This is a genomic window from Gordonia sp. 852002-50816_SCH5313054-c (genome assembly GCF_001665925.1).
In the GTDB taxonomy this organism is placed as follows: domain Bacteria; phylum Actinomycetota; class Actinomycetes; order Mycobacteriales; family Mycobacteriaceae; genus Gordonia; species Gordonia jacobaea.
This window is the reverse complement of sequence record NZ_LZTE01000053.1, coordinates 17435-36025: the sequence shown is the minus strand read 5'-3', so window position 1 is coordinate 36025 and position 18591 is coordinate 17435. Positions and strand designations below refer to the sequence as shown.

The following is an 18591-nucleotide window of genomic DNA, read 5'->3' as shown; positions in this document are numbered from 1 at the left end:
TCTCCACGCGAACATTTTCGAGAAAACGTGAATTGATGGATTCAAGATAAAGTTTGCGAAGAGCCCTTCTTCGCATTAGCATTCCGACCGTGATTCGCCCCACTCGGCCATTCTGGGTCGCATTGTCCGGATTTGTTGCGGCACTGTTGGCAGCGACGCTCACGGGTTTCCTCGTGCCTGCAACAGCTTCCGCGAGTCCATTGAAGCCTCCGTCCCAGGACCCCTTCTACGGCACGCAGCGAAGTCTTACCCACGTCGCACCCGGTACGCCACTGAAGACTCGTGTCGTCCAAGTGGCCTACGGCGACAAGAGGTTTCCGGCAGTTGCGACGCAGATCCTGTTCCGCACCACGGATCAATTCGGCAAGCCGACGGCAGCAGTCACCTCGATACTCGAACCGGTGACATCCGGGCCGCGAAAACTGATCTCGTATCACTCCCCCTATGACGCACTCGGGTCACAATGCGATCCCTCGTACGCTCTCCGCGGTGGCAATACCGGCCGCGGACCGGAATTCGACGACATCATCATCGGTTCATTTCTTGCGCAGGGATACACCGTCGTAGTCCCCGACTACGAAGGCTTGAAGATGCGCTGGACGATGGGGCGCGAGTCCGCGCAGACCGCTCTCGACAGCATCCGTACCGCTGAGCGACACCTGCGCCTGCCCTCGTCGACGCCGGTCGGGCTCTTCGGCTACTCGGGCGGATCGGTGCCCACCGGCTTCGGCGCCGACCTGGCCGCGAGCTACGCTCCCGAACTCCACATCGTCGGCGCCGCCGCGGGTGGAGTCCTCGTCCAGCCGTCGCACAACCTGCCCTATGTCAATGGCAGCAAGCAGTGGGCCGGCGTGATCCCCGCGCTCATGAATGTCTACAACGCGACCTTCGACCTCAACATCGGCCAGTACCTGTCCCCCAAGGGAACCCAAACACTCGCGCAGACCCAGGGGCAGTGCCTGATCAACTTCGCGACCAAATATCCGGGACTGACCGACACACAATTGCTGCTACCGCAGTATCCGGGGCTGTTGACCGTCCCGGGGATCCCGCAGGCCTTCAACCAGAACATCATGGGTTGGGTCGGCAAGCCGAGAAATCCGATGTTCCTCGGTGTCGGCAACGTCGACGGAACCGGCGACGGGATCATGATCGACGGCGACGTGCAGGGATTGGCGACGAAGTACTGCCGTGAAGGAGTACCGACGCAGTACAAGACCTATCCCAAGCTCAGTCACTTCGATGCGTTCCTGCCCTGGGCACCCGATGCGGAGAAGTTCCTCGCCGACCGTTTCGCCGGGCGTCCCGCGACCTACTGCTCGGGAATTCCGACCGGCAACACCCTGGGCCCCATCAGCTAGTCAGGACCCATCAGCCCGTTCGGTGCCGCGGTCGATCGCTTCGACGACCGCGGCACCGAACTCTGTCGTGGTTGAGGCCCCGCCGAGATCGGCCGTGCGAATCCCCGCGGCCAGCGTGACGTCGATGGCGTCGTCGATTCTCGCGGCGCAGCGCGTGAGCGCATCGTCGGCTCGCTGATCGCCCCACCATCGGAGCATCATCGCGGTCGAGGCGAGAATGCCGACGGGATCGGCGATTCCGCGCCCGGCGATGTCGGGGGCCGCACCGTGGCTGGCTTGCGCCATGGCCTTGGTCGACGAGCAGTTCACCGAACCCGCCATTCCCAGCGAACCCGCCAACTCGCCCGCGAGATCGGAGAGGATGTCGCCGAAGAGGTTTTCGGTGACCAGCACGTCGAAGTCCGCGGGCCTGCGAACCAGCAGTGCTGCCATCGCGTCGACATGCTGCTCGTCGACGTCGACGTCGGGGAAGTCCACCGCCACCTCGCGGCACGCATCACGGAAGAGGCCGGTCGTGAGTCGTAAAACGTTGGCCTTGTGCACGATGGTGACATGCCGCGAGCGCTGCCTCGCGAGTCGGAATGCCTCTCGAGCGATTCGACGACTCGCCTCACGGGTGACGACTCCGACCGCGAGCGCAATATCGGGTGTCGGCATGAATTCACCACTCCCGACGGCCATGTTCCGGTCTGCGTACAGCCCCTCGGAGTTCTCCCTCGCGATCACCACGTCGATGTCAGGCGCGGTTGCGGCCACGCCGCGATAGGCCCGACACGGCCGAATATTCGCATATAGCCCGAACCGCTTACGGATCACCGCACCAGGCGTCAGCGTCCCACGGAACTCCTCGGGATATCCGGCCGAGTCGTGCGGGCCGAGAATCCACACGTCGAGTTCGTCGAGACCCTCGAGCGTCGATTGCGGTGTCGGCGTGCCGTGCTCGGCTATTGCGTCACGACCGAGAGGCAAAGTCACCCAATCGAATTCGATGTCTTCGCGCGCACCTGCCGCACTCGCCGCGTCGACGGCGATCGGCACGATCTCCGGCCCGATCCCGTCGCCGTCGAGTACACCGATCGCCAGTCGACTGTCCCTACTCATTTCGCAAATATTGCCAGAACGCTTGACAACTCTGCCGAGCCACCTCAGCATAGCTAGAAACCGAATGACATTCGGTTTGGCTTTCAACGCCGCAGGCCAGCCGCCATTCTCTTCGACGACGCTCTCGTAGCGTCGCTCTCGAAAGGCTCCCCATGAGCACTGCAGATCCATCCCGAGTCGGCACTCCACCTGCCGCTGTCGATTCGCAACCACCCGCAGGTATCGATCTCAAACAGGACGCACTCGGCGCACCGTCGATTGCTTTCATGGTGATCGCGGCGGCGGCCCCGCTGACCGTGATGGCGGGCGTCGCGCCCCTGGCACTGGCCATCGGCGGCGTCGGCGCGCCGGTCGCCTATCTCGCCGCCGGCATCAGCTTCGCGGTGTTTGCGGTGGCGTTCATGGCGATGACCAGGGCCACCGGCGGCAAAGGCGCCTTCTACTCCTACATCACTCTTGGCCTCGGGCGGGTCGCCGGACTCGCATCAGGCTTCCTCGCGGTCGTCTCGTACAACGCACTCCAGATCGGCGTGTACGGCCTCCTCGCCGTTCAGACGCACGACGCCATCTCGCGGGTGCTCGGCGTCGACATCCCGTGGCCCGTACTCGCACTCGTCGCGATCGCGATCGTGTGGTTCGTCGGCCGTCGCGGAATCGACGTCGGGGCGCGATTCCTCGGAGTCCTCCTCGCCCTCGAAACCGGCATCCTGCTGGTTCTCGCCGTCGCGATCCTCGTCAAGGGCGGAGCGCACGGTATCGAGTTCTCCACCTTCACTCCCAAGGCGATCTTCGCTCCTGGAATGGCAGGCGTGCTGGCCTTTGCGTTCGCGGCGTTCATGGGATTCGAGTCGACGGCCCTCTATCGCTCCGAGGCTCGCGACCCCGACCGCTCCATCCCCCGCGCCACCTACTGGGCAGTCGGCTTCATGGCCATCTTCTACTGCTTCATCGTCTGGGCGATCGTCCAGGCATTCGGCGCCGCTCACGTGCAGCAGGCCGCGGGCGACGACGTCGCCGACCTCTTCTTCTCCGCCATGACGACGTATGTGGGCAGCTGGGCGACCGACGTGATGTCGCTGCTCATCGTCACGAGTGCACTGGCATCGCAGATCGCGTTCCACAACGCCATCAACCGCTACACCTATGCACTCGCACGCGACGGCGCGCTGCCCCGCATCCTCGATCGCACTCACCCTGTGTACAAATCCCCTTCTCGCGCAGGCAATCTGCAGACCATCCTCGCCGCCGTCGTCATCGCGGCGTTCGGCCTGGCCGGTGCAGATCCGTACTATCAACTCCTGCTGGTCCTCAACACCCCGGGAATCGTGGGAATCATTGCGCTGCAGGTGATCACATCGCTCGCGGTGGTCGCGTACTTCGTGCGCAAGCACTACGTCAGGGCCGAGCGGGTCGGACTGATCGCGGGAGTCCTGAGCACCATCCTTCTCGGCCTCGCATTGCTACTACTCGTGGCAAACATCAAGCTGCTGACCAATATGGGCACCGCTGCCAACGCGGCACTCGTCGGCAGCGTCGGGGTCGTGTTCCTCCTCGGAATCGGTGCGGCACTCTACTTCCGCGCCCGGGTACCACGCACCTATGCCCGCATCGGCGGCCTCTACGACGACCCGCACGCCAGCACCGAACGCTGACACCAGGGACCTGAACACGCAGTGGCACAACTCAATCACGTACCAGACCGCACTCAACGACATACGCAGGGACGACCATGACACAGGGACGACAATGACACAGCGAGCCGACACGGTGATTCTCGCCAAGACCATCCACACACTGACAGGGGAACAGGGCCACAGCGCCGTCGCCATCTCCGACGGGCGGATCTGCGCACTCGGCGATGCGGATTCGCTGGCCACCTATATCTCTGCGTCAACTCAGATCGTGGATCTGGGAGGCGCGACACTCACCCCCGGCCTCATCGACGGACACATCCATCCTGTTCTCGGACTGGACATCTCGGCCGGCGTCGACCTCTCGGGCGTCGACAACCTCGATCAACTCGTCGAGGCTCTGCGGACCGCCCCGGTCGTCGACGGCTGGGTACGGGGCTGGGGCCTCGATCCCAACGCGTTCGGTGGCCGACCCGTCACGTCCGACGTGGTGGTGACGGCGGTGGGACCCGACCTGCCCACCCTGCTCTACCTCTTCGACGGTCATTCAGCACTCGCCACGCCGGCGGCACTGCGCATCGCGGGCGTCGATGGCCCGCGGACATTCAGCGGCAACGCCGAGATCGTCTGCCAGGACGGCATTCCCACGGGCCACCTGCTGGAGTTGGAGGCGGTCAGCGTCGTATCCGCGGTCGTACCGCCCGAGTCGGCACACCAACGCCGACGACGCCTCACCGAACTCCTCGGCTCCATGGCAGCGGCCGGACTGACATCAGCGAACGCCATGGATTTCGAAGGCGACAGCGGCGAGCTCGTCACCGCACTCGAAGCCGACATCGAACTTCCCATGCGGCTCCGCTTCGCTCCGTTCTGCATGCCCGGCACTGACACCGAGCAACTCGATCACATCGTCGAACTGCAGCGTCGCGGTGGCAGGCGGTGGCGTGTCGACGGCGTCAAGTTCATGGTCGACGGCACCATCGACGGTGGCACCGCGTGGCTCGAGACTCCCGACTCCCACGGCGAATCGACCGCACCGCTGTGGCCGGACCCGGCGGAGTACCGACACGCGCTGCGCTACTTGGCACAGCGAGGTGTCCCCACGGTGACCCACGCGATCGGCGACGCCGGAATCCGTTATGCACTCGACAGTCTCGTCGATCTACCCGAACTCCCGTCGGGCGCACGACATCGGATCGAACACATCGAAACACTCCCCGACGACCTCGTCGACCGTTTCGCGCGGCAGGGCGTCGTCGCGAGCATGCAGCCGACCCACTGCACCCACTACACGCGCGCCGACCACTCCGACAACTGGTCGGAGAGACTCGGGACCGAACGTGCCGACCGCGCATTCCGTACGCGCGACATCCGTGACGCGGGAGCGATCCTCGCGTTGGGTTCGGACTGGCCGATCGCACCCTTCGATGCCCGTTCGATCATGGCCGACGCCCAGCTCCGACGCCGCGCGGGACATCTCGACGACGCTCCGATCCTTCCCGGACAGGCACTCACCGCGCGCATGGCGCTCGAGGGCTATACGAGCCACGCCGCACGAGCGCAGGGCGCGAGCGACGCGGGTGCCATCGCGGTGGGCTGTCGCGCTGACCTCACCGCGTTCGCCGTCGATCCGCTCCGGTGCCCGCCCGACGAACTCGCCGACGCCCCGATCGTGCTCACCATGGTCGGAGGCGACGTGGTGCATCGCGCCGACCACGTCGACGCCTGACCCGCCCGAGCGTCGAGGCAACGGCGAGCATCAGGCATACGGCGAGTCACTAGGCTTACGGAATGCCCCGCCCGCGCACACCGATCCTCGATCCGAACACGATTGCCCGAGCGGCACTCGACGCGCTCGACTCCGACGGCTCGTTCACCATGCCCGGGGTTGCGAAGCGCCTCAACGTAGCGGTGTCGTCGCTGTATCACCATGTGGCGAGCCGCGAGCAACTCCTCGAGCTCATCCGCGGGGTGATCGCCGAGGAACTCTCGGTGTCGATCGAGTGGCCGGAGGACTGGCGCGACGTGGTTCGAGAGTGGCTGATCGGCTACCGCGCGGGCTTCGGCGCCCACCCCGAACTGGTGCGGGCACTCACGGCGCAAACGGTTCGCGCACCCGAGGTGCTGCGCGGCTACGACCGATTAGCGCAGAAGCTCGTCGACGCCGGGTTCCCGATCGATCGGGTGCTGCACGTCATCACGTTTCTCGACACCATCGCGCTCGGGTCGGCGCTCGACGTCGGCGCACCCGAGGAGGTGTGGTCGGCCGACGGCGTCGCAGCCGACAGCGCCCTCGGGCGTGCGCTGTCAGCAGCACCGACGGGACGCGTGCGCGCTGACGAAGCGTTCGAGCTGACCGTCGACTTGGCCGTCATCGGCCTCGAGACCGAACTGGCCCGCGTGTCGCAGAACTGACAGCTCTATCGCAGGACTGCGTTCCTCAGTGCGCGGCGTCGTCCCACGAGCGACCGAAGCCGACCGAAACCTCCAGTGGCACAGACAGATCGATAGCATTGCCCATCTCTTCGCGAACGACCTTCTCGGCTTGTTCGCGCTCACCCTCTGCCACTTCGACGACGAGCTCGTCGTGGACCTGGAGCAACATGCGGGAGGCAAGCTTCTCGGCGACGAGTCGCTTGTGCACGTTGATCATGGCGACCTTGATGATGTCGGCAGCCGTGCCCTGGATCGGGGCGTTGAGCGCCATACGCTCTGCCGCCTGACGCCGTTGCCAGTTGTCGCTGTTGAGGTCGGGTAGGTAGCGGCGTCGACCGAAAAGCGTTGCGGTGTACTCGTTTCGGCGTGCCTCGACGACGACGTCATGAAGGTAGTCCCGCACGCCACCGAAGCGGTCGAAGTAGGCCTCCATCTGTTCCTTGGCCTCGTCGCGACTGATCCGCAGCTGCGCCGCGAGCCCGAACGCCGAGAGTCCGTATGCGAGACCGTACGACATCGCTTTGACACGATGCCGCATATCTGTGGTCACTGCGTCGATCGGCACTCCGAAAGCCCGTGACCCGACGAAGTTGTGGAGGTCTTCTCCGGTGTTGAACGCCTCGATGAGGCCCGCGTCGCCAGAGAGGTGAGCCATGATGCGCATTTCGATCTGGCTGTAGTCGGCCGTCATGAGGGTCTCGTACGGCTTGCCGGTGCCACCGGGTCCGTTGTCCGACCCGACGACGAATCCGTGGCGGATCTCGCGGCCGGCTTCGGTACGAACCGGAATGTTCTGCAGGTTGGGTTCGGTCGACGACAGCCGACCCGTCGCCGCGACGGTTTGGTTGAAGGTCGTGTGGATGCGGCCGTCGTCGGCCACCGACTTGAGCAGACCGTCGACGGTCACCTTGAGTCGCGTGGCATCACGGTGCTCGAGGAGATACGCGAGGAACGGATGCTCGGTCTTCTCGTAGAGGGTCTGCAAGGCGTCGGCGTCGGTCGTGTATCCGGTTTTGGTCTTCTTGGTCTTGGGCATGTCGAGCTTGTCGAACAGCACCGTCTGCAACTGCTTGGGCGAGCCGAGGTTGATCTGCTCGCCGATCACCTCGTAGGCGGCCTCCGCGGCCGTCCGTATGCGCTCGGAGAACGTCTCTTCGAGCTGACCGAAGTGCTCGACGTCGACCGCGATCCCCGCTGCCTCGAGGTCGGCGAGCACGAAGAGCAGTGGCAGCTCCATCTCGGTCAGCAGCGGCTTGGAGTCGATGCGGTCCAGCTCGGTGTCGAGGGTGTCGGCGAGCTCGGCGACAGCCCGCGCCTCGAGCATCGCCTGCTCGGCGATCTTGCCCGCGCCCCCGTCGTCGTCGAGGAGCGAGAGCTGCCCGGAGTCGGCGCCATCGTCGGCGCGCAGTTCGCGTCGCAGGTAGCGCAGCGCGAGATCGTCGAGGTTGAAGGTTCGTTGGCCGGGCCGGACGAGGTACGCGGCGAGGGCGGTGTCGCTGGTGACACCGGCGAGCGTCCACCCACGAGACCGCAGCGCGTGGATGGCCCACTTCGTCTCGTGGAGGGCCTTGTCGATGGTCGAGTCGGCAAACCAATCGCCGAGCGCCTTCTCGTCGTCGGGGCCGAGCACCGTGACGTCGACGTAGCCCGACGTACCGTCGGCCGCGGCGATCGCGACGCCCGTCACGTCTGCGCCGACGACCTGGTGCGGAGCGGTGACGGTGAGTCCGCTGCGGCCGGTGCGGGCGTGCGCGTCGAGCCAGTCGCGAACCTCACCTTCGCCGAGGACCGACCCGTCGAGTTCAAACCCTGATTCGGCCTCCGGTTCGACGGAACTGAGCGTCGAGAACAGACGATCGCGCAGGACACGGAACTCGAGGTCGTCGAAGAGTTGGTGGATGCGGTCGCGGTCCCAGCCGACCATCGCCAGTTCGTCGGGCGTGGCAGGCAATTGCATGTCGCGGACGAGCTCGGTGAGCTGGCGATTCGTCTGCACCGAGGCCAGGTGCGCGCGCAATGCGTCGCCGACCTTTCCCTTGACCTCGTCGACGTGATCGATGAGTGAGGCGAGAGAGCCGTACTCTCGAATCCACTTCGACGCCGTCTTCTCCCCCACGCCCGGGATGCCGGGCAGGTTGTCGCTCGGGTCGCCGCGCAGCGCCGCGTAGTCGGGATACTGCGTGGGTGTGAGTCCGTACTTCTTCTCGACCTCTTCGGGGGTGAAGCGGGTCAGCTCCGACACGCCTTTGCGCGGGTACAACACCGTCACCGAGTCGTCGACGAGCTGCAGCGAGTCCCGGTCGCCGGTGACGACGAGAACCTTGTAGCCCTCCGCTTCGGCCTGCGTTGCCAGCGTCGCGATGATGTCGTCGGCCTCGTAGCCCTCGATCGCCATCACGGGGATTCCGAGCGCATCGAGCACCTCTTTGGTCAGATCGACCTGACCGTTGAACTCGTCGGGCGACTTGGATCGCTGTGCCTTGTACTCGGGAAACATCTCCGAGCGGAAGGTCTTGCGCGAGACGTCGAACGCCGCTGCGACGTGCGTCGGTTCCTCGTCGCGGAGCAGGTTGATCAACATGGAGGTGAAGCCGTACACCGCGTTGGTCGTCTGGCCGGTCGCCGTTTTGAAGTTCTCGGCAGGAAGCGCGAAGAACGCCCGATAGGCCAGCGAGTGCCCGTCGAGCAGCATCAACGTCGGTTGACGCTTACCCTTGCCACCCTTCTGACTCGATCGCGACGACGTCGACGGCGCAGCCTTGCCGTCAGCGGGTGTGCCGTCGGAACTCTTCACGGGTGCACTTTGCGCAGGACTCACACCGCCGAGTCTAGTGACGCCCCCCGACACGCCTCATCCCCGGCAACCCATCCCCGGCAACCCCACGGCCCCTCGCGAATCCTCAGCCAGGCGCGCTGCGGTACATCGGCCACACCGTAGGTCCGTTCTCCGGCAACGTCACCTCGGCGGTCACCGTGAAACCGAATCGCTCGTAGAGCGGAATATTCGCCTCGTTGGAGCTCTCCAGATACGCCGGGCCGTCGACCGACTCCATCCCGGTGCGCAACAACGTACTTCCGACGCCGCGCCCCTGCAGTGTGGCGCCGACGAATGCCAGATACCAGTGCGGTTCGCGCGGACGGTATCCCGCGAACATCTCCTCGATCTGTTGGCCGCGACGGTACCGACCGCCCAGCGCCGACAGGAACCGCGGCACCGCCAACAGTTGGCGGCCGCTCGAGGGGTGAAATCCCGGCGGGTCCCACACCGCGGCGCCGACTGCCCGGCCACCGTCACAGCACACGTCGATACGTCCCCGCGACCCGTGACCCGCGGTCAACAATGCGCGATACAGGGCCGCGTACCGGGTGGTGTCGGGTTGCAACCACCGCATCACCGGGTCGTCGGCAAACGCCTCTCCGAGAATCTCGCTGACGAGCTTGTTGTCCGTTGAGCCCTCGATGGCGTAGGCGGTCACCGCGTCAGGCTACGCCGAGATACGCCTCACGCACCGCGTCGTCGACGAGTAGCTCTTTGCCCGGACCCTCTTTCAGGATCGTGCCGGTCTCCAGGATGTAGCCCCGATCGGAGCGGCTCAAGGCCTGCTGCGCATTCTGCTCGACGAGCAGGATCGTGGTTCCCTCCGCGTTGATCTGCGCGATGATCGAGAAGATCTGTTGGATCACCATGGGCGCCAATCCCATTGACGGTTCGTCGAGGAGTAGCAGATTGGGACGCGCCATCAGTCCACGACCGATCGCGAGCATCTGCTGCTCGCCGCCGGACATGGTGCCGCCGTATTGCTTGCGCCGTTCCGCCAACCGCGGAAACAACTCGAAGACCTGGTCGAGGGCCTGACTGTAGGCAGCCTTGGACTCGAATTTCCTTCCATAGCAACCCATGTCGAGATTTTCGAGCACCGTCATTCCCGGGAAGATGTGTCTGCCCTCGGGAACCTGGATGATTCCCCGTGACACACGCTCGTGCGGGGCCAGCTTGGTGATCGACTCGCCATGGAACTTGATGTCGCCCTGACTGAGTTTGAGCAGACCGGAGATACCGCGCATCGTGGTCGATTTTCCCGCGCCGTTGGCTCCGAGGAGAGTCACCAGCTCGCCCTCGTCGACGTGTAGCGAGATGCCGTGCAGCGCTTGGATTCGGCCGTAGTGAATGACGACGTCGGTCATTTCCAGCACCGGTGTCTTGGTGGTCGTCGAGGCCGAATCCTTGCTGAGATCAGGCGATTTGGTCATCGGGAACTCCCAGGTAGGCGGCGACGACCGCGGGATTCTCGCGAACCTCGCGCGGTGAGCCGTCAGCGATCTTGCGGCCGAATTCGAGGACGACGATGCGGTCGGTCACACCCATGACCAAGCGCATGTCGTGCTCGATCAGCAGCACGGTGTAGCCGTCCTCGCGGATCTTCTGGATCAACTCCATCAGCGCCGACTTCTCGCTCGGATTGAAGCCGGCCGCAGGCTCGTCGAGGCACAGCAGCTTGGGTTCGGTGGCCAATGCCCGAGCGATTTCGAGACGACGCTGATCTCCGTACGGGAGATTCGACGCCTTCTCCGCCGCGCGGGCACCGATACCGACGAACTCGAGCAGCGCCATCCCGCGGTCGACGGCGTCGTGTTCTTCGCGGTACAGCCGCGGCGTGCGCATGATTGCTCCGAAGACCGACGTCTTGTGTCGGGCATCGGTGCCGACGGAGACGTTCTCCAGGGCGGTCATCTCACCCCAGAGCCGCACGTTCTGGAAGGTACGCGCGATCCCCTTGCGAGTGATCTTGTGCTGCGACATCTTGCCGAGCGGCGCACCGTCGAAGACCACCGTTCCACGCGTCGGACGATAGACGCCCGTAATCGCGTTGAAGCACGTGGTCTTGCCCGCGCCATTGGGTCCGATCAGGCCGAGGATCTCGCCGCGCTTGATGTCGAACGTGACGTCGTCAAGTGCAGCCAGGCCACCGAATTCGACGGTCAAACCGGTGACCTTCAGTAGCGGTTCACCCTCGGCAGTTTCGATGTTCCGTTGCGGCGCAACGGCTTCGGCGACAGCTTCTGGATCAGCGAGTTGCGGATCGACCGCTGCCGGGTCGACGACGGCCGTCGACTCGGGGTCGGCGAGCACCTCCTCGACCTGTTCGACGTTATCTTGCCCGGTCTGCGCCTTGCTGATGTCGACACGCGGAGTGGTGTCGTCGGCGCGATCGTCCGCGGCGTCGTCAGGTGTCCTGTGCGTCATGCGTGCGCCTCCTCACTTCCCGACGGTAGCGGGTTGGGGTTACGACGGACAGCGGCATAAACCTTCCGACCGAAGGTCAACAGTCGCGCTCGTGCCGGGAACAGGCCTTGCGGCCGGAAGATCATCAGCACCACGAGGGCGATGCCGAAGAACAGGTACTTGAACTCGCTGAGCGACTGCCCGCCCACCTCGATGCCCTGCACCCGCGCAGGCAGGTAGACGATGATGAACGCGCCGGCGATCACGCCGAGCTTGTTGCCCTGTCCGCCGAGCACGACGGCACAGAGAAAAAGCATCGAGTTGATGACCGTGAACGCCTTGGGATCGACGTACTGCACCTGGCCCGCGTAGACGGCGCCCGACAGCCCGCCGATACCCGCGCCGATCACGAACGCCCACAGCTTGTACTTGAACGTGGGCACGCCCATGATCTCGGCAGCGTCCTCGTCTTCACGAATCGCCACCCACGAGCGTCCGACGCGGCTGCGTTCCAGATTGCCGATGATGATCAGTACGAGGATGACTGCGACGATTCCCAGCCAGTACCACCAGACACCGTAGTTCGTGGTCGGGCTGTTGTTACCGACGGAGAACACGCCGTCGGGATGCGCGTCGGACCGCCCGAGCTCGGGGAACAGGACACCCTGCAGTCCCGACGCACCGTTGGTGATGTCTGTGAGGTTGTCGGCGAGCAGACGCACGATCTCGCCGAATCCCAGGGTGACGATCGCCAGGTAGTCGCCTCGGACGCGCAGCGTCGGGGTACCGAGGACCAACCCCGTGAGTCCGGTGATGATGATCGCGAGCGGAACGCAGGCGAGCCACGCCCACGGCCCCGAGAAGAACCCGTGATCTTCGCTGTTCCACAACGGACTCGCCGGACTCGTCAGCAATGCGACGACGTAGGCGCCCACCGCGTAGAAGCCGACGTAGCCGAGGTCGAGGAGACCCGTCTGGCCGACCACGACGTTGAGTCCGATGGCAATCAATGCCGTCATGGCGAACGTCGCCATGACCACACCGAAGTTGGTTGCCGTCGTCGTGATCAGTGGCGGTTTGATGACCGGAAGCAGCGCGAGAAGAATGATGAGGGGGACGCCGAGTAGCCACTGCTGCACGCGAGGCAGGCTGTCCCACCAGGTGCGGATACGGTCGCCGAGACCGCGCGGCGGCGGCGTGGTCAGTTGCGTCGAAGACACTTTCGCCGACGCCACCTTGTCTGACGCCACGCTGTCTGACGCCTCATTGTCTGATGTCGTCATACCCGCGCCTTCCCCAGCTTCTCACCGAGTATTCCGGTTGGACGGAACATCAATACGAGGATCAGGAGAACGAACGCGACGACGTCCTTCCATTGATTTCCGAAGAGCACGGAACCGTAGTTCTCCATTACACCGAGCAGCAAGCCTCCCAAGAGCGCGCCACGAACGTTGCCGATTCCGCCGAGCACCGCGGCGCAGAACGCCTTGATCCCGAGAATGAAGCCGCCGTTGTAGACGATGTTGGTAGGTACACGCAGCGTGTAGAGCAGCGCCGCAGCGCCTGCCAGCAGACCACCGATGAGGAAGGTGACCAGGATGATGCGATCGCGGGAGACACCCATCAGCAGCGCGGCATCGGGATCCTGTGCCACCGAACGGATTCCACGTCCCAGACGTGTCTTGTTGATCATGAAGTCGACGCCGAGCGCCAGCACCAACGCAGAGCCGATGATCACCACCGTCATGTTGAATACCGGGGCGCCGAAGATCGTGAACTCCTTCACGGGCTCCACGAGGCGAATCGTCGGTTGTGCCGTGGAGCCGCCGAGTGGCGGGTCGACCGGGAACTTCGGCAGCACGTAATGCACGAATTCCTGCAGTACGAACGACATTCCGATCGCGGTGATGAGGAACGCGAGCGGCTTCGCGCCGCGTCGACGTAGGGGCCGATACGCGACGAACTCCAGTCCGACCGCCGCTCCGCCCGCCACGATCATGCCGCACAGGCCCGCGAGCACGAGATAGACGACCGTCATGACCGTTCCCTCGGAGTACGTGTTGCCCGACGGCGTGAAGCCCAACAACAGCAGTCCGATGTAGGTGCCGAACATGCCGAGCATGAAAACCTCGGAATGAGCGAAGTTGATCAGTCGGAGCACGCCATAGACGAGTGTGTATCCCACCGCGACAAGCGCGTACACCGATCCGTAGGTCAGCCCCTCGATGGTCAGGCCCCAGAAGCCGTCGAACAGTGCGTGATAGTCGAACCCGATGGTGGATGCCACTGCGGTCGACGTCTGTGCCACCAGAAGTGTGGTGGTCATACGATCCCCTCAATCGTCGAAAAATCGCAGACACGAACCGCGCCCGGCCGCCGTGATCGACGGCCGGGCGCGGTGGTGTCGTACTTACTTGACCTCGTATACCCAGATCAGTGATGTGGTGAGTTCACCCTTCGGTGTCCACGAGTACTTACGGGCAAGACCGGTGCCGTTGTACTTGCTGATGTACTCGAGCAACTTGGGACGGGTGTTGTTGCCCTCCTCGATGCCCTTCATCATGATCGTCGCGATGTCGTACGCCTCAACCGAGTACACGCCCGGCGGCTGGTTGAACGCAGCCTTGTAGTCCGAAGCGAACTTGTCGGGAGCGGGACCACACGGGCACGAGAGCAATGCGCCCTTGGCGGAATCGCCGGCCTGCGCGGTGAACTGCGGATCGTTCGCACCATCACCCGAGACGAACAGAACATTCGAGTCGGCCGACTTGAGCTGCTGCGCGAGCGGCGCGGCCTCCGCGTAGTAGCCCGCGTAGAAGACTGCATCCGGCTGTGCCGCAGTGACTTTCGAGATGATCGCGGAGAAGTCGCGCTCACCCTTCTTGACGTCGCCCGAGCAGTCGGCGTCAGCGGCGGAGCCGAGTGCGCCGGTGACGGCCTTGGCCAAGCCGGCGCCGTAGTCGGTGTCGTCCTTGATGACGCAGACCTTCTTTTTGCCCTTTGCCCCGGTCAGGTACTTCGCGACGGCGGGGCCCTGAATGTCGTCGTTGGCGAGGCCGCGATAGAAGGTCTTCCACCCGTTGTCTGTGAGCGTCGGGTTGGTGGCCGAAGCGGTCACCGAGACGAGTCCTGCCTGGTTGAAGATGCCGCCGGTCGCCTTGGTCTCACCGGAGAACGCCGGACCGATCAATCCGATGATCGAGTCGTCGTTGGTGATGGTCGGTGCAACCTGTGTTGCCTTCTGCGGGTCACCTTCGGTGTCGAAACGCTTGAGGGTGATCTTGCAGTCGGGATTCGCTTTGTTGTGCTGGTCGACGGCGAGCTGCGCGCCGTCGACGATGTTGATACCGAGTGCCGCGTCGGCGCCGGTCAATGCTCCCGCCATTGCAATGGTCGCCGGGTCGCACTTCTTTCCGCTCGGCGAGGCCGGATCGAGAGCTTCCGCGTCCGATGCCTTCGGCTGTTCCTTGCCCTCCGTATCGATCTGGGCGAGAGCCGAAATGGTGAGCCCCGACCCCGCTGATGCCGACCCACTCGATGACGAATCCGAGTCAGTGGACTTACTGCTACATGCCGAAACGGCGAGCACAGCGGCCAGCGTCGCCCCTAGCGCTGCGGTCGTCACGCGACGATGCATCTTTACTACCTCTCGTCCAGCCACCCGACCCCCTGTGGCCGGGAGGTCTACTGAGGAGACCTTGAGAAAACATAGACCGAGATACGAGTTTGCGTGGGGCAATGAAAGAGAAATCCGCTAGTCACCGTCGACGCGTTTTCACAGATTTAACGCGGCCGACTCAGGGGTCAGTCTGTGGGTCCCAACGTTTCGACGACGACCTGCGCGACGGCCTTCATCGTGGTACGACGATCCATCGCCGCGCGCTGAATCCACTTGAACGCCTCTGGTTCTGACAACGACTGCTTCTCCATGAGCAATCCCTTTGCGCGCTCGACCAGCTTGCGTGTTTCGAGCCGGTCCTGCATTGTCGCAACTTCTTTTTCAAGCATCTTCAGTTCGTGATAGCGACTGACCGCAACCTCGATGGCGGGAACGAGATCGGCTTTGGAGAACGGTTTCACCAAGTACGCCATTGCGCCGGCATCCCGAGCTCTCTCGATGAAGTCGCGCTGACTGAAGGCCGTCAACATCACCACGGGCGCCAACCGCTTGTGTGCGATCTCGGTGGCGGCGTCGATCCCGTCGCGTACCGGCATCTTGATGTCCATGATGACGAGATCGGGCGAGAGCTTCTCGGTGAGATCGACGGCCGCCTGCCCGTTGGGCGCCTCGCCCACCACGTCGTAGCCCTCCTCGCGGAGCATCTCGATGAGATCCATCCGGATCAGCGAGTCGTCCTCGGCGACGAGCACCTTGTGTGCAGTCTGCTTGTCCTCGGCCTGGGCCGGAACATTCTCCACCACAGTCACCAATCCCTCCTCCACATCGAGTTGACCAGAGCGGTCACAACCGGCCGCACCCACTCGCTCACGACCAGCACCAATGCTCCGAAGAGTACCGGCTCACGCGGCTTCCGGCCGATCATCTACAGTTGTCTGTTGCAGCCGCTCGCGGCGGCAGATGCCCTCGTAGCCCAATTGGCAGAGGCAACGGATTCAAAACCCGTCCAGTGTGAGTTCGAGTCTCACCGAGGGCACCACGAAACCCCTGTTCAGCAGGGGTTTTCTGCCATCTGAGTGTCGTCCAACTGTGTCAATACCACCCGTGCTACCCACGCGGCACGGCACCGCACGGATTGTCGGACTCAGCTGCCAGAATCCAACGCATGGAACCAGTGCAAGTTCAAGTCTTGAGCGAAACCGCGTGGTGGCTCGCATGGCTACCTGTCCTCGGCTCTCTACTCGTTGCTATCGGTGCGGTGGTCGGCGTAGTCGTCAACAACAGCACAAATCGATTAGCGATCGCCAAGGCTGACGCTCGCGCCGAGTACGACCGGGAGGAAGCTCGATCCCGTGACCACGATGCGTGGCGAAAACAGATCGTCCTGGAAACCGTTGCGGAACTACTTGTCCTGTCAAACGAAGTCTGCCAACGAATTTGGCGGCACGACAGTTGGACCGTCCACGAAATGGCTGATGTCAACGACGAGTTAAGTGTGCGAGTTAGCAACGGCCGAACACTGCTAGGCAGGCTATTCCTTGTGAGTAATGGTCTGGCGGACGATGCAACTAGATTGATCGACGCACTTCACGAAGGGCTCGATGAAGCCACATCACAGCGCAGCGGCGAGCTTGGACGAACTATGACGGCCGAGGAACGCACCGAGGCGGAGGCATCCTATAGAGCAGCTATGGACTCGGTCTATAGAGCTGAGATGAATCTGATGGGGTCTACCCGTTCGGAGATTGGCATTGATCTAGCTCCGCCGGTCAAACCGCCTAGCGACTGAATAGCTGCACGACGTTCCGCTCGGACACCGTTGGCGCAGGAGCCGGGGCGGGTTCAAGCGGGGGACTTCAGCGCGCCTCCGTTTTCGCTCGGTATCCAGTCGCCGTAGGTGTCAGCGAATATTGCGCATGGCCGAGCCACTGCGAAACCTGCATAAAGTGGACGCCCGCCGACAACTGCATGGTGGCGAACGTGTGGCGGCTATAGTCGTGCAGCCTGATGCCTCGTTGGACTGGCTGGCCGTTGCGGGCGGGGCAGCGTACTGGCGGACCGACCTCAACCAGCGCCGGAGCCAAAATCGTCTCGAACCTCGTCCCCATCTCGGGAGGCTGAGACCAGTCCAACTCAGCTACGGTGCGCTCGCCTTTCATCCGCCGTCCACCGCTCTCTAGCGAGGCCCGCAAAGGCGCTGTCAACTCGGCGGCGCGGGGATGCTCGGCAACGTAGACGCACATCCCTTCGGCCATCCACGGCGGCAAAGGTACGAACAACGCACCTTGCGACTCCTGGGCGTGCTCGTCACCCACTGACCACCCTTACGGTCCTTGGTTCGGCGGACATGCACCGTGCAGAGAGTGCGTCCTCACCGAGACCCCCTCATCGACCTGTCCTGCTCCGGTGAGGCGGGGGTACTCGCTACGGCGATCGATTGGCAGCCCAGAATGCCGGACGCGACGCCTTAGCGGCGTTGATAACCGCCGGGGCATCGTCGCGAGTCTGCGCGATGCGGCGGCAGAATCGAAGCCATAGCGCGTAGCGGACAAGGCCGACAACGGCAAGAACCAAACAGAGGAAAGCGTAATCGAGCACGGCAACTCCAGCGGTCGCACGCACCGCGAGTCGCAGGTACTCGATCGGCTCTGAGTGTCGGCCCCTACGACGCCGGGACGCTGGCGGCCCGAGATCGTGCGCACCCCGGGCGATCTATCCATCTTGCAGGAGCCGCACTTAGACCATACGACATCTACTCGGTTGGCGGACCGCCTGCCGAGTAGCCTGGCGCCGTCTCCAGACCGGCCGCGAACTTCAGCACCGATTCCAAGCGAAGGCTGCGCTGACCACGCTCGACCCAACCGAGATACGTGAGGTGGATGCCGGTCTTCTCGGCATCCTGCTCTTGGCCCAGCCCAAGCTCGGTCCGACGTGCGGGCACACGCTCACAGAACGTCGCACGGGTGGCGTATCGGGACGGCTTGACGTCGGCGGACACGCCAACCAAAGCTCGTCCCCACCGAACTGGACGTGAAATTGCCTGCGGAAGTCTGTTCACGCCGTGGAACTTGCGGACGCTCACCAAACGATCCGCGAGACGATGCCGGGCACTGCCGAGCGATACCGCACTGCCCGCCGCCTTATGCCCCGCCCGCGAGTCACCACCACCCCGGCAACATCCCGGCGCTCGCGGGTCATCAGGTCGTGATCCAGCAGTAG

The 18591-nt window shown here is 63.9% G+C and carries 16 protein-coding genes and 1 tRNA gene; 6 read left to right on the top strand and 11 right to left on the bottom strand.

Annotated elements, in window-relative coordinates:
- The first annotated feature begins 89 nt into the window (after positions 1–89).
- Entirely contained in the window at positions 90–1361 is a 1272-nt protein-coding gene (locus A5788_RS12470) for a lipase family protein (RefSeq protein WP_442902852.1), read from the top strand.
- Here the strand turns inward: A5788_RS12470 and A5788_RS12465 are convergent, their stop codons facing one another.
- Positions 1362–2462 carry an isocitrate/isopropylmalate dehydrogenase family protein gene (locus A5788_RS12465; RefSeq protein WP_064866895.1) on the bottom strand — a complete coding sequence of 367 codons (1101 nt, stop codon included), beginning with the start codon at positions 2460–2462 and terminating at the stop codon, positions 1362–1364.
- Between the two features lie 152 nt (positions 2463–2614).
- On the opposite strand from A5788_RS12465, the gene A5788_RS12460 reads away from it, so the two are divergent.
- From A5788_RS12460 to A5788_RS12450, 3 genes are all read left to right on the top strand, one after another.
- Positions 2615–4114 carry an APC family permease gene (locus tag A5788_RS12460; protein WP_064868166.1) on the top strand — a complete coding sequence of 500 codons (1500 nt, stop codon included), beginning with the start codon at positions 2615–2617 and terminating at the stop codon, positions 4112–4114.
- Positions 4115–4208: 94 nt separating this feature from the next.
- A complete protein-coding gene (locus A5788_RS12455; RefSeq protein ID WP_064866899.1) occupies positions 4209–5822 on the top strand; it encodes an amidohydrolase in 1614 nt (537 codons plus the stop codon).
- Between the two features lie 62 nt (positions 5823–5884).
- Positions 5885–6508: a TetR/AcrR family transcriptional regulator gene (locus tag A5788_RS12450; protein ID WP_064866901.1), complete on the top strand. Its 624-nt coding sequence runs from the start codon at positions 5885–5887 to the stop codon at positions 6506–6508.
- 25 nt (positions 6509–6533) lie between these two features.
- Here the strand turns inward: A5788_RS12450 and polA are convergent, their stop codons facing one another.
- The 8 genes from polA to A5788_RS12410 all read right to left on the bottom strand — a co-directional run bounded on the left by polA (position 6534) and on the right by A5788_RS12410 (position 16181).
- Positions 6534–9347, bottom strand: a complete 2814-nt coding sequence (gene polA / locus A5788_RS12445) for a DNA polymerase I (RefSeq protein WP_442902853.1) — start codon at positions 9345–9347, stop codon at positions 6534–6536.
- 82 nt (positions 9348–9429) lie between these two features.
- The gene (locus tag A5788_RS12440) at positions 9430–10005 is read right to left on the bottom strand and encodes a GNAT family N-acetyltransferase (RefSeq protein ID WP_064866904.1); all 576 of its coding nucleotides are present in this window, start codon (positions 10003–10005) and stop codon (positions 9430–9432) included.
- Positions 10006–10009: 4 nt separating this feature from the next.
- Positions 10010–10780 (bottom strand): ABC transporter ATP-binding protein, encoded by a 771-nt coding sequence (locus A5788_RS12435; RefSeq protein ID WP_064866906.1) that lies wholly within the window; start codon positions 10778–10780, stop codon positions 10010–10012.
- Positions 10764–11774, bottom strand: a complete 1011-nt coding sequence (locus A5788_RS12430) for an ABC transporter ATP-binding protein (RefSeq protein WP_064866908.1) — start codon at positions 11772–11774, stop codon at positions 10764–10766. Before A5788_RS12430 ends, A5788_RS12435 begins: the two co-directional genes overlap by 17 nt.
- Positions 11771–13036 carry a branched-chain amino acid ABC transporter permease gene (locus A5788_RS12425; protein WP_064866910.1) on the bottom strand — a complete coding sequence of 422 codons (1266 nt, stop codon included), beginning with the start codon at positions 13034–13036 and terminating at the stop codon, positions 11771–11773. The genes A5788_RS12430 and A5788_RS12425 overlap by 4 nt, the downstream gene beginning before the upstream one ends.
- A complete protein-coding gene (locus A5788_RS12420; protein WP_064866912.1) occupies positions 13033–14079 on the bottom strand; it encodes a branched-chain amino acid ABC transporter permease in 1047 nt (348 codons plus the stop codon). The genes A5788_RS12425 and A5788_RS12420 overlap by 4 nt, the downstream gene beginning before the upstream one ends.
- Positions 14080–14163: 84 nt before the next feature.
- The gene (locus A5788_RS12415; RefSeq protein WP_064866914.1) at positions 14164–15390 is read right to left on the bottom strand and encodes a branched-chain amino acid ABC transporter substrate-binding protein; all 1227 of its coding nucleotides are present in this window, start codon (positions 15388–15390) and stop codon (positions 14164–14166) included.
- 167 nt (positions 15391–15557) lie between these two features.
- Positions 15558–16181, bottom strand: a complete 624-nt coding sequence (locus A5788_RS12410; RefSeq protein WP_197494438.1) for an ANTAR domain-containing response regulator — start codon at positions 16179–16181, stop codon at positions 15558–15560.
- Positions 16182–16334: 153 nt separating this feature from the next.
- Here A5788_RS12410 and A5788_RS12405 point away from each other — a divergent pair.
- Positions 16335–16411: transfer RNA gene (locus tag A5788_RS12405), tRNA-Leu, on the top strand.
- Positions 16412–16537: 126 nt separating this feature from the next.
- Positions 16538–17161, top strand: coding sequence for a hypothetical protein (locus tag A5788_RS12400; protein WP_064866916.1), 624 nt, complete (start codon positions 16538–16540; stop codon positions 17159–17161).
- Positions 17162–17228: 67 nt separating this feature from the next.
- Here A5788_RS12400 and A5788_RS12395 read toward each other — a convergent pair whose 3' ends face one another.
- The gene (locus A5788_RS12395; protein WP_231894042.1) at positions 17229–17687 is read right to left on the bottom strand and encodes a hypothetical protein; all 459 of its coding nucleotides are present in this window, start codon (positions 17685–17687) and stop codon (positions 17229–17231) included.
- Positions 17688–18124: 437 nt separating this feature from the next.
- Entirely contained in the window at positions 18125–18370 is a 246-nt protein-coding gene (locus A5788_RS12390) for a helix-turn-helix domain-containing protein (protein WP_064866918.1), read from the bottom strand.
- Between the last annotated feature and the right edge of the window lie 221 nt (positions 18371–18591).

Excerpts from the sequence above, each read along its gene's own strand:
- A5788_RS12465 (WP_064866895.1), bottom strand. The coding sequence starts at position 2,462 with ATGAGTAGGGACAGTCGACTGGCGATCGGTGTACTCGACGGCGACGGG.
- A5788_RS12460 (WP_064868166.1), top strand. The coding sequence starts at position 2,615 with ATGAGCACTGCAGATCCATCCCGAGTCGGCACTCCACCTGCCGCTGTC.
- A5788_RS12455 (WP_064866899.1), top strand. The coding sequence starts at position 4,209 with ATGACACAGCGAGCCGACACGGTGATTCTCGCCAAGACCATCCACACA.
- A5788_RS12450 (WP_064866901.1), top strand. The coding sequence starts at position 5,885 with ATGCCCCGCCCGCGCACACCGATCCTCGATCCGAACACGATTGCCCGA.
- A5788_RS12435 (WP_064866906.1), bottom strand. The coding sequence starts at position 10,780 with ATGACCAAATCGCCTGATCTCAGCAAGGATTCGGCCTCGACGACCACC.
- A5788_RS12430 (WP_064866908.1), bottom strand. The coding sequence starts at position 11,774 with ATGACGCACAGGACACCTGACGACGCCGCGGACGATCGCGCCGACGAC.
- A5788_RS12425 (WP_064866910.1), bottom strand. The coding sequence starts at position 13,036 with ATGACGACATCAGACAATGAGGCGTCAGACAGCGTGGCGTCAGACAAG.
- A5788_RS12420 (WP_064866912.1), bottom strand. The coding sequence starts at position 14,079 with ATGACCACCACACTTCTGGTGGCACAGACGTCGACCGCAGTGGCATCC.
- A5788_RS12415 (WP_064866914.1), bottom strand. The coding sequence starts at position 15,390 with ATGCATCGTCGCGTGACGACCGCAGCGCTAGGGGCGACGCTGGCCGCT.
- A5788_RS12400 (WP_064866916.1), top strand. The coding sequence starts at position 16,538 with ATGGAACCAGTGCAAGTTCAAGTCTTGAGCGAAACCGCGTGGTGGCTC.